Origin of the sequence: Streptosporangium sp. NPDC049376 (genome assembly GCF_044466505.1) — a bacterium.
GTDB lineage: Bacteria > Actinomycetota > Actinomycetes > Streptosporangiales > Streptosporangiaceae > Streptosporangium.
In genome coordinates this window covers 649,680-661,030 of the sequence record NZ_JBITMT010000001.1, presented here as the reverse complement: position 1 = coordinate 661,030, position 11,351 = coordinate 649,680, and the positions used below count along the sequence as shown (strand labels likewise).

Below are 11,351 nucleotides of genomic sequence, written 5' to 3'. Positions count from 1 at the left end.
GTCCTAGCCCAGCCGATCGTCTTCGGTGAGCCGCACGCCGCGGGCCCACTCCCCCGCGCTCATCGCGCGCTTGCCCTGTGGCCGCACCTCACCCAGCTCGACCGGGTGCGTCGCGGTGCCGACCAGCACCGTGTTCTTCGAGGCCGCGATCCGCCCCGGGGCGAGCGAGGGCACTCCGGGCGCGGGCCGCACCGGGCCGAGCTTGACCCGCAGCCCGCGGAACTCCGTCCAGGCGCCGGGGGCGGGGGAACAGGCCCGGATCAGCCGGTCGACCCGCATGGCGGGCGCCGACCAGTCCACCCTGGCGTCGTCCACAGTGATCTTCGGGGCGAGGCTCACCCCCTCAGCGGGCTGGGGCACCGCCTCCAGCGTGCCGTCCTCGATGCCGTCGAGGGTCGCGGCCAGCAGCCCGGCGCCCGACTCGGCGAGCCTGGCCAGCAGCTCCCCGCTGGTGTCGGCGGGCCTGACCTCCTCGGTGACCACGCCGTAGACCGGTCCCGCGTCCAGCTCTCTGACGATCTGGAAGGTGGCCGCGCCGGTGATCTCGTCACCGTGCAGTACGGCGTGCTGCACGGGCGCGGCGCCCCGCCAGGCGGGCAGCAGCGAGAAATGAAGGTTGACCCACCCGCGAGGCGGGATGTCCAAGGCGCTCTGCGGCAGCAGAGCCCCGTAGGCGACGACGGGACAGCAGTCGGGGGCGATCAGCCGCAGCCGGTCGAGGAACTCGGGGTCCCCCGCCCTGACCGGTCTGAGGATCTCCACCCCCGCCTCCTGCGCCAGCTCGGCGACCGGACTCGGCTGAAGCTTGCGGCCCCGGCCCGACTGGGCGTCCGGGCGGGTGACGACGGCGGCGACCTCGTGGCGCGGCGAGCCGAGCAGGGCCCTCAACGAGGGCAGGGCGGTTTCCGGAGTTCCGGCGAAGACCAGACGCAAGGTTCCTACAGAGCCTTCCCGTGGGTCGCGTGCGGGGAGAACTTGAACGCGGGGGCGGACAGACCGCTCCACTCGGCCGCGCGGATCTCCCTCATCGCGAGCTTGCGCTGCTTGAGGTCCATCCGGTCGATGAAGAGCACCCCGTCGAGGTGGTCGGTCTCATGCTGGAAACAGCGCGCCATGAGGTCGGTGCCCTCAAGCGTGACGGGGTCACCGTGCATGTTGAACCCCGTCGCCACGGCCCTGATCGCCCTGGGGGTCGGGAACGACAGACCGGGGAAGGACAGGCAGCCCTCCTCACCCTCCTCGTCCTTCTCCTCGGACAGGTCGAGGTCGGGATTGATCAGATGACCGAGCTGGTTGTCGACGTAGTAGGTGAACACCCGCAGGCCGACCCCGATCTGCGGCGCCGCGAGCCCGGCCCCCGGCGCGTCCATCATCGTGTCCGTGAGGTCCTTGACGAGCCTGCGCAGCTCCTTGTCGAAGTCCTTCACCGGCTCCGCCGGCGTACGCAACACCGGGTCGCCGAAAAGACGGATCGGCTGAATGGCCAACAGGGATCTCCTCAGTGCTTTTCGGAAGCCTCAGTGTATCTTTTGCGACGCCTGCGGCGTCGCGGGCTGTGTCTCCTTGCTCCGCCTGACGGCGTCGCGGGGCTTGGGCGCCCCGAGTCGGCGCTTTCCCTCGTCACTCCGTCGCTTCGCTCCTGCGTTCCTCAGTCCAAGCGTCGGCGCGCCCAAGCCGGACACTCCTCACACACGGCGCCGGTAAGGCACAGACCAACCTTTCGCGCCCGGTGCCGGTAAGTCCACGCTGGACTCCTCGCTCTCGGACGTTGTCGGCCGTCCCGCTCAGAGTCGGTTCCGGCGCCCCGGTGCCGGGAGTGAGGGGTCTCGGCTTGGGCGCGCCGACGCTTGGACTGAGGAGCGAAGGAGCGAAGCGGATGAGTGACGAGGGAAAGCGTCGGCTCGAAGCGCCCGAGCCCGCGACGCCGCAAGGCGTCGCAAAGAGACACAGCGCCCGAGCCCGCGGTGCCGAAGGCACCGCCATATCACCTAGAGCGGGTTTTCATCGCCGCCTTGCGGGCCGCCTTGGCGACCGTGGGGTCCGGGTGACGGGCACCCAGCAGGTCGAGCACGGCGATGGTGTCGGGGTGGTCGGCCGCGGCCATCTCCTCGGCCAGCCTGACCAGGTCCTCACCGGGTTCGAGCGCGTCGAACTCGCGGATCGCCTCGGCCGTCCTGCCGAGCTGGGCCAGCGAGGCGAGCGTGTCGACGGCGATCCAGGTGCGGTCCTCCTGGGCGAGGGCCGGGGCCGGGAGGTCGCGGATGTGCAGCCAGGAGGCGGCGTAACGCCACAGGGACGGCTCCTGGAGCGCCTCCCTGAGGGGGGCCTCCGCCTCGGGGCCCAGCTCTTCGAGGATCGTGCCGACGGTGCCGCGCTGGCCGGCCGTACCCGAGGCGGCGACCCTGACCAGTTCGCGGGCGGCGGTCTCCGGGGTGCGGGACTCAAGCCAGACGGTGACGGCGCTGGGAGCCGCGGAGCGCTTGATGATGGCGTCGACCAGCTCGGTTGCGCCCAGGTCGGCGAAGACGGCGACCTCGGCCCCCGTCGGCGCGTCGTGGCCCTCACGGATGAGGTCCTGGCGGACGGCCCAGACGCCCAGGGGGGTCAGCCTCGGCCTGCCCGTCTCGGACGGCTCGATGAGACCGCAGTAGCCGAGCAGGGACAGCGCGGCGTCCAGTTCGCCGGGCAGGGAGGCGCTCAGCGCCCGCATCTCGGCGGGGCGGGCCTGGCAGGCCACCTCGTGCGACTGGAGGATGCCCTTGACGAGGGTGGCGGCGGACAGGCCGTCGCTCACGGCGTACATCGTGGCGAGCATCTCGGCCAGGTGGTCGTCGACCACGGCGGAGCCGGTGAGGCCCTCGTCCGCCCGGTCGAGCACGTCCATGACCACGCCGTCCCAGAACTCCAGCATCGCCCGGTGCGGCAGCTCTGCCGACAGCGCCAGCGGACCCTCCGTCGCCATGCCCCTGGAGATGCGGAGCATGCCGGTGTTGACCGCGACGACCCACAGCAGGTGCAACCGAGCCGGGCCGGGCAGGCCGAGCTCGGCGCACGCCAGGAAGGGGTCGGGCAGCAGGCCCTCCGGGGTCACCGGCCTGGTGCCGGTCCAGACGGCCAGCCGCTGGGCGTCCAGCACCAGGGGGACCCTCAGCACGGCCTCGGCCAGCTCGCCGTCGGCGGCCAGCTCGACCGGTGGGAAGCTCAGCACCTCGGTGCCGCAGTCGGAGCAGTCGCAGTCGCCGTCCGCCTCGGTGGCGCCGACCGCGTCGAGCACGGCCGCGCGCAGCTCTCCGGGTGCCGCCCCGAGCTCGCCGACGAGCCTGCGCAACTCGCCGAGGTCGAAGACGTTGCCCGTGTTCCCGCTCTTTGCCACTCGTGAAACTTACTGCACTCAGGCCCCACGGGTGTACGGCTAGCCGATCGCGCGCGATCTGGCCTTGAAGGCGGCCTTGCGCGCGGCCTTGGCGACGTTCTGGTCGTGCAGGGAGCGGCCGAGCAGTTCGAGGACCTGCACGACGTCCGGGTGGTCGACCCGCCACATCTCGTCGATCATATGGGCGGGCGGACCGGACGCCGCCATGTTCTCGGCGAACGTCTCGGGGTCGTCCTCGGCCGCGGAGACGGCCAGGGCGAGGGTGTCCACGCTCATCCACAGGACCTCCTCCTGGGTGAGCGCCGGGGCGGGCAGGCCGCGCGCCGACAGCCAGTGGATGACGTGGGGGCGCAGCTCCGCCTCCTGCAGATGCCCTCTGACCGCCCGTTCTGCCTCGGGGCCGAGCCTGTCGACGATCGTCACGGCGATCCCCCTGGCGACGGAGGGGGCGCCGGTGACGGCGCCGAGGAGCTCGGCCGCGGCCTCGGCCGCGCTTCTGCTCCGCAGCCACTCCTCGATCTCGGCCTCGGCCAGTTCCGTGGGGATGCCGGACAGCAGTCCCTCGATGAGTTCGGAGGCGTCCACGGCGGCCAGGTCGGCGGCCTCGGGGGCGTCGATGCCGAGCCCGGTGTAGAGCTCCCGCAGGGCCCACACGGCCTGCGGGGTCAGTGCGAGCTCCATCCGGTCCGGTTCGACGACGCCGCAGTAGGCCAGGCGCCCGATGGCCTCCTCAGGGTCGAGTTCGGCCTCGTCGGTCAGCCCGGCCTCCTGGGCGTACTCCATCAGCAGCGGGACCGGCATCGGCGTCTGCAGCCGGTAGAGCACGTCGCACAGGCCGTAGAGCTCCTCGTCGAGGGCCGGATTGCCGGTGACGGCGCCGCCGGTCTCCTTCTCCACGACGAACTCGACCACCGAGGCCCAGACGTCGAGCGGGTCGAGGTCGTCGGCGTCGAAGACGGCGGTGCCCTCGATCTCGACCAGTCCCGCGTAGACCGCCAGGTCCCACAGCAGGGCGGGTTCGGCGACCGAGAGCTGGGCGGTGGCCTCGGCGGCGTCGCGGACTCTGAGGCGCCCCTTGACGGTCGGAGTGCGGCCTCCGGCGAGCATCCACTGCACCAGCCGCCGGGCGTCGGTCACCATGGGGACCCGTAGCGCCGCCTCGGCCAGTGCCTCGCGGGCGGCGAGCCGTACGGGGGGCAGGGGGGCGCATCCCGGGCAGTCGCACGGCCCGTCCTCGCTCTCCTCCCGGACGGCCTGCGCCGCGGGCCGTTCGGCCGGGGTGAGGGAGAAGCCCTGTTCGAGGGCTTCGGCGCCCATCGCGCTGAACAGGCTCTTGGCCATGCCGAACCGGGAGGTGTCGGCGAGCGCGATCGGCATCTCCGGTTCGATTCGGTCCAGTACGGATCGCATTCTGGTCGCCATCTTGCCGCCGATCTCCTCGGTCGCGAGGAGGAAGTCGACCAGGGTACGGGCGGCGGCGACGGTCTCTGGGGCACTCTCCGGCGGGGCGATGACCTTCCGCGGGTAGATGTTGAGCAGCAGTTCCTCGAAGGTGCCCGGGGTGAAGTCGCCCAGCTCGTTCACGTCCAGATAGTCGCTCGCGTAGTCGCAGAGCAGACGTACCTCGTCCACGTCAACGGCCAGGCCGTGCGCACGCCCCCACGCGCGCAGATCGTCTACGGCCTGATTCACCCATTCGATCGACACAGAGGAAAATTAACGGCTTACTGTCAGCACCGCGAATCGGGGAAACAACTCAAATGACGTCCAGGGGGTCAATGCACACCCGGACCACCTCCGGTGACTTACGGGCGGAGCGTACTCCCGCCGCCCCCTTCAGCGCCGCGGACAGCGCCGCCCCCGCCGCCTGCGGGACCCGTACCATGGCACGTTCCCGCACCTGGTCGCCCCTTGGCGTGTCGAGGGGGACGGGCCCGAGCACCTGCGCCTGCCCGGGCAGTTCGACGTCGCCGAGCATTTCCCGTACCGCGCCGGGGGACCCGGTCAGGGTGGCGATCCTTACCGCCGGGGGAAAACGGAGTTCTGTCCTGTCGGCCAGTTCACGTTCGGCGTGGGTGGCCGGGTCCCAGCGCAGCAGCGCCTGCACGGCGGGCACCGAGGAGTCGGCGAGCACCACCAGCTCCGCCCGTGGCCGCAGCAGCGCGGCCGCGTTCATCCACCGGCGCAGCGTCTCCTCGGCGGCCCGCAGGTCGGGCCTGCCCAGCATGGCCCAGCCGTCCAGCAGCACCGCCGCCGCGTAGCCGCCCTCCGCGACGGGCTCGGCCCCCGGGGTCGCCACGACCAGGGCACGCGCGTCACCGACCGCGGCGAGCACCCCGTCCCTGCCCGAGGTCCTGACCGGCACCGAGGGAAAGGCCCTGCCGAGTTCCTCGGCCGTACGGCGGGCGCCGACCACCTGCGCCCGCATCCGCGCCGCGCCGCAGGACTGGCAGCGCCACTGTCCCGCGATCCGGCCGCACCAGCGGCAGTACGGCATGGCGTGTCCCCCGCGCAGCGCGAGCGGCCCTCCGCAGTGCCCGCACCTGGCCGTGGTCCGGCAACTCTGGCAGGCCAGGCCGGGCAGGTATCCCCGCCGGGGGACCTGGATCAGCACCGGCCCCGTCTCCAGGCCCGCGCGCAGCGCCCGCCAGGCGAGGCTGGGCAGCCTGGCCGCCCGCGCCGCCTCGTCCCTGGCCAGTTCCGCGTCGTCCCCCGCGGGGCGGACCCTGGGCGCCCTGGCCCTGATCGTCTCCCGGTCCGCGACGATGGCACCGGCCCAGCCGGTGGCGACGAGCCTGGTGGCCTCGGCCGTACGGGCGTGCCCGCCGATGAGCAGTCCCGCCCTGCCGTGGTGGGCGCGCAGCGCGAGGACCTCCCTGGCGTGCGGGTAAGGCGCGAGCCGTTCGGCGTGCAGATCGTCGCCGTCGTCCCAGATCACCACCAGGCCCAGATCCCTGACCGGCGCGAAGACGGCCGCCCTGGTGCCCACGACGACGCGCACGTGGCCCCTGCGGACACGCAGCCAGCGCCGGTAGCGCTCCGCGGGGCCCAGGTCCGAGGTGAGCGCGACGTGCGTCCCGGGGTCCAGGACCGCGCCGAGCGCGGCGTCGGCCAGCGCGACGTCCTTGCCGTCGGGGAGGACGACGAGGGCGCCCCTGTCCCCCCGGAGGGTCTCCCGCACGGCGACCGCGACCGCCCTCGGCCATTCGAGGCCGTCCTGTCCCGTCCCGGGCAGCGCGCTCCACACCGCGCGGGGTGAGCGGCCCTGGGCCAGGGCCGTGAGGAAGGCCGCCCCCTCCGGATAGCCGGCCCACGGCCCCAGGTCTCCGCCGGTCTTCTCCCCGGACGGCTTCTCTGCCGGTTCCCGCTGGGGTTGCGGCTCGGCCTCGACCCTGGCGTGGCGGGGCGGGACGGCGAGCCTGAGCACGTCGGCCATGGTCCCCGCGTAGCGGTCGGCCACGATCCTGGCCAGCAGGGCGATCTCCGGGGTGAGCACCGGCTCCGGCGAGACGACCCGCTCAAGCCTGGCCAGTCCGCCCTCGTGCTCGGTGTTCTCGGCCCGTTCGAGCAGGAAGCCGTCCACGAGCTTGCCCGCGAACCTGACCCTGACCCGCGCGCCCGGGACCGCCTCGGCGTCCATGGACGCGGGCACGAGATAGTCGAACGGCCGGTCCAGGTGCGGCAGCGGCGTGTCCACGACGACCCGTGCGACCGGCAGCGTCGCGGCCGGCTCCGGCACCCCCCTGGCGGACCTGGCGGCGGGGACGGGCCCGCGACGCACGGCGTCGAGCGGAAGCAGGGCGCCGTCGTCCGCGGGGAGGCTGGTGTGGGTCACCCACTTGTCCTACCAGATGCGCGGGGACCGTCCCGCCAGACGTGGGAGGGGTTCGGCCAGTGGGTCACGCCCGACACAGGGAAAACCCCAACATACTTCAGGTGGAAGGGGACCCCTCCCTCAAGACCACCCGACGCTGCGGAACGCTGGAGCACACGGTGTCCCACTGGCCACCACCATGATGACCGCCGCCACCCCCCTTCCGCATCGGGCGATGTGCCTATGTCGAGGACTGATAATCGCTTTCCGCGACCCAGGCGGCGACCTGGGTGCGGGAGGCGAGGCCGCCCTTGGCGAGGATGTTGCGGACGTGGGCGTCCACGGTGCGTTTGGCGATGTCAAGCCGTACGGCGATCTCCGGGTTCGAGAGCCCCTCGGTGATCAGTTTGGCCACCTGGAGCTCCCTGGCGCTCAGGGTGCCCGCGGGCCTGGCCGTCCCGCCCGGCTGCCGGGGGGAGGGCAGCCGTCCCCCGCCCCGCAGCGGACGCTGTACGGCGGGCCGCCACGGGCTTCCCGAGGGTTCGAGGCCGACCCTTCTGTAGGCCTCCAGCATCCGGTACCTCTCGCCTGGTTCGCGGAGTACGACGGACCCCTCGACCAGCTTCGCCAGGACGGAAGCCACCCGTTCCCCGGGGAGGTGCCCCCGGCACGCCGCGCGCGCGTCCGCCAGGCCGAAGGAGCCCGGCAGGGCCGACAGCAGGGCCCACAGCTCGCGCTGCTCGGCGTCGCAGAGGTCGTAGCTCCACATGACGGCCGCCCGCAGGTCACGGTGGCGCGGCAGCACGGTCCTGCTGACCCCGGTCAGCAGGGTGAAACGGTGCCTGAGCTCCTCAAGCAGGTCCCTGGCCAGCATGGACCGCACCAGGGTCGCGGCCAGCTCGATCGCCAGCGGCAGCCCGTCGAGCCTGCCGCAGATCTCCGCCACGATCGGCGCCGTGGCCGGCGTCAGCGCGAACCGGGGGTCGACCGCCATCGCCCGGTCCTCGAACAGTCGCACGGCCGAGGTGAGCGGTAACGGCGCGAGCTGCAGCACCCGCTCCCCCGGCAGGCCGAGCGGCCTGCGCCCGGTGACGACGATCGCGGCCCTGGGCGCCTCGGCCAGCAGGTCCTCCGTCAGCGCGGCGACCTCACCGGGAATGTGCTCGCAGGTGTCGAGGACGACGAGCGGGCGCCGTTCGCGCAGGGCGGCCCCGATCTCCCTGGCGGACGACGTCCGGGGCAGTTCGAGCGCCTCGGCCAGTGTGGTCACCGGGTCGGCGGTACCGGACAGTTCGGCCCTCCAGGTCCCGCCCGGGAAGCGGCGGCGCAGCCTGGCGGCCAGGCGCAGGGCCGTACGGGTCTTGCCGACGCCCGCGGGTCCTGTGACGGTCATGATCCTGGCCTCTGTGAGGTGGCGCAGGCCCTCGGCCAGCTCCTCCGCCCGTCCCACGAAACTGGACAGGTCAACCGGCAGGTTTCCCGGCCCCCGCACCATGTTCATCCTCCGCTTCCGCTTGGTGCCGTGCCCGGCGAAAGGCGAACGCCCTTGGCGCCGAATCGGCCGTGCTCTTCTGGAACATCCGTCTACGGCAAAAAATTCACGCCGACCAGAACATTCACGTCCAGCAAAATCGCCGGCTCTCAAGGCATACCTGTACACGCGGACACTTCATGCCCACCTGTACCTGATGTCCGGTCAGCCGTCCGTGCGGCCGGACCTCACACGTGTCCCCTGCGCTGCCTGATCGCCCAGGCCGCGATCTGGGTGCGCGCGGAGAAACCGAGCTTGGCGAGGATGTGCTCAACGTGGGAGTCGACCGTGCGCTGGACGACCACCAGCCGGTGGGCGATCTGCCGGTTGGTCAGCCCCTCCGCGACCAGTTCCGCGACCTCGCGCTCCCTGCGGGTCAGCGGCGCCCAGCGGGAGTCCCGTACGGCGGGCCCCGTGGCCACGTCCTCGCCGAGCGCGTAGGCGATCGCCCGTTCCGAGCCGAGCGCGGCCCCCTCCCTGACCGCCTGCTCGGCCTCCCTTCGAGGCAGTCCCGCGGCGACACGCTGGGCGCAGCGGGCGCTCTCCTCGATCACCACCGGATAGCCCTGCTCGATCAGCCCCTTGTCGAGCCGTTCCGCGCGCGCCGCGGCGAACAGCCGCCCTGCCCTGGCCAGGTCGCCCTCGTCGGCCGCGGCGCAGGCCAGCAGCTCCAGGCAGGAGACGACGCCCATGGTGTCGGAGAAGCGTGTCTTGACCCGCAGGGAGTCGCGGGCGTGCCCGACCGCCCTGGCGGCGTCGCCCTCCGTCCGCGCCACCAGGCCGAGGACGTAGTCGGCGTGCGCGTTCGCCCAGACCTCTCCCAGCTCGTCGCACAGCTCACGGCATTCGAGCAGGATCCGGCCCGCCGCCTCGGGCTCGCCGCCGAGCACCAGGCAGGTGCCCAGCTCGACCATCGCGGGCAGGAGCACCTCGGGCAGCTCCCGGTTGGGGCGAAGCCGTTCGATCACCGTGCCGAGCATGTCCTCCGCGGCCCGGGGGTCGCCCTCGACCGAGGCCAGTGTGCCGTTCATCTTGAGCTGGACCAGCTCGACCAGCTCGGCGCCCGGCGTCCCCGGCGGACTGTGCGCCCTGCACCGTTCCAGCAGCAGTCGCGCCTCGTCCAGGTCGCCTCTGGCGTTGGCGATGTAGACGAGGGTGAGCAGCCCCCATGACCAGGCCTGACTGCCCGGCATGGGCTGGGCGAGCAGCCGTTCGAGCTGGTCGCGGCCCTCCCTGAGCATCCCGCAGGCCACCCAGAGGTACCACAGGCCCGCGGCCATCATCAGGCCCGTCTCACGCAGTTCGGGGTCCTGGACGCACAGGTCCAGGGCGGCGCGGATGTTGGGCCACTGCCTGCGGACCCGGCTCCACGACTCGACCTGGTCGCCGTGCCGGCCCGACTCCTTGCCCCTGAGCGCCAGCTCGAAGTGGTAGCGCAGGTGCCTGCGGCGCAGCCATCCCTCGTCCCCGGTCTCGGCCAGCCTGGCCGCGCCGTACTCCCTGATGATGTCCAGAAGCCGGTAGGCCGTGCCCTCCTCGCGTTTGACCGGGATCACGATCGACTTGTCCACCAGGCCCAGCAGGGTGGGCAGAATCCGTTCCGCGGGCAGCGCCTCGTCGGCGCAGACCCCCTCCGCCGCCGCGGCGTCGAAGTCGGAGACGAAGACCGGCAGCCGTGACCACAGCAGCCGTTCGTCGGGGGTGCACAGGTCGTGGCTCCAGTCGACGGTCGCGCCGACCGTCGGGTGCCTGCTGGCCGTCACCCGGCCGGACAGCAGCCAGAGCCGGTCGTCCAGCAGGTCGCGGACCCGGCCGAGGGTGAAGGCGCGCATCCGGACGGCGACCAGTTCGATGGCCAGCGGGATCCCGTCGAGCTTGGTGCAGATCTCCGCGATCTCCTCGGCGTTCTCCCCGGTGAGGGCGTAGTCCGGCTTGACGGCGGCGACACGTTCGAGGAACAGCGTGACCGACTCGCACCGGGAGAGCGCGCCGACCGACTTCATGGCGCGCGGCCCCGGCAGGGCCATCGGCGGCAGGGCGACGATGTGCTCGCCGGGCACCCCGAGCGACTGCCTGCTGGTGGCCAGGATGCGCAGGTTGGGGCTGCTCTCCAGGAGGGTCTGGGCCAACCGGGCGCAGGCGTCCACGAGGTGCTCGCAGGTGTCGAGGACCAGGAGCATCTGCCGGTCGCGGAGGTGCTCGACCAGGACCTCGGTGTCCGGCCTCACGGACAGGTCGACCAGTTCGAGGGCGTACGCCACGGCCTGTTCGAGACGGTCGGGGTCGCTCACCCCGGCCAGTTCGACGAACTTGACGCCGTCGGCGAAGGTCGCGAGCACCTCGGAGGCCGCCCTGACCGCCACCCGGGTCTTGCCGATGCCGGCGACCCCGGTGACGGTGACCAGCCTGGAGACCTGGAGCAGACGCCTGACCTGACGAAGCTCCTCCTTGCGGCCCACGAAGCTTGTCGCCTCCATGGGCAGTTCGCCTGTCCCAAACCGCCTGATCACGTCTCTCCCCCAAGATCTCCAAAAGAGAAGTTACACAGAATTGGACGGTTCAGGGGACACAGTTGGTGGTCAGGCTCCATATGTGCGCTCTTGACCCGTGAAAGGCGGGACACAGCCGGTCAC

Annotated in this window: 7 protein-coding genes; all 7 read right to left on the bottom strand. The window is 72.2% G+C overall.

All coding sequences use genetic code 11. The annotated features are described in order from the left end of the window. Positions 1-3: 3 nt before the first annotated feature. Positions 4-933: a methionyl-tRNA formyltransferase gene (gene fmt / locus ACIBVQ_RS03015; RefSeq protein WP_399175236.1), complete on the bottom strand. Its 930-nt coding sequence runs from the start codon at positions 931-933 to the stop codon at positions 4-6. Positions 934-938: 5 nt separating this feature from the next. Further along, positions 939-1,487, bottom strand: coding sequence for a peptide deformylase (gene def / locus ACIBVQ_RS03010; RefSeq protein ID WP_352008961.1), 549 nt, complete (start codon positions 1,485-1,487; stop codon positions 939-941). A 497-nt stretch (positions 1,488-1,984) separates the two neighbouring features. Beyond that, entirely contained in the window at positions 1,985-3,373 is a 1,389-nt protein-coding gene (locus tag ACIBVQ_RS03005) for a hypothetical protein (RefSeq protein WP_352008960.1), read from the bottom strand. A gap of 39 nt (positions 3,374-3,412) precedes the next feature. Continuing rightward, positions 3,413-5,065 carry a hypothetical protein gene (locus ACIBVQ_RS03000; protein WP_362778606.1) on the bottom strand — a complete coding sequence of 551 codons (1,653 nt, stop codon included), beginning with the start codon at positions 5,063-5,065 and terminating at the stop codon, positions 3,413-3,415. 64 nt (positions 5,066-5,129) lie between these two features. Beyond that, positions 5,130-7,208, bottom strand: a complete 2,079-nt coding sequence (locus tag ACIBVQ_RS02995; protein ID WP_399175233.1) for a primosomal protein N' — start codon at positions 7,206-7,208, stop codon at positions 5,130-5,132. Between the two features lie 220 nt (positions 7,209-7,428). After that, positions 7,429-8,688: a LuxR C-terminal-related transcriptional regulator gene (locus ACIBVQ_RS02990; RefSeq protein WP_399175231.1), complete on the bottom strand. Its 1,260-nt coding sequence runs from the start codon at positions 8,686-8,688 to the stop codon at positions 7,429-7,431. 218 nt (positions 8,689-8,906) lie between these two features. After that, entirely contained in the window at positions 8,907-11,228 is a 2,322-nt protein-coding gene (locus ACIBVQ_RS02985; protein WP_399175229.1) for an ATP-binding protein, read from the bottom strand. Positions 11,229-11,351: the final 123 nt, after the last annotated feature.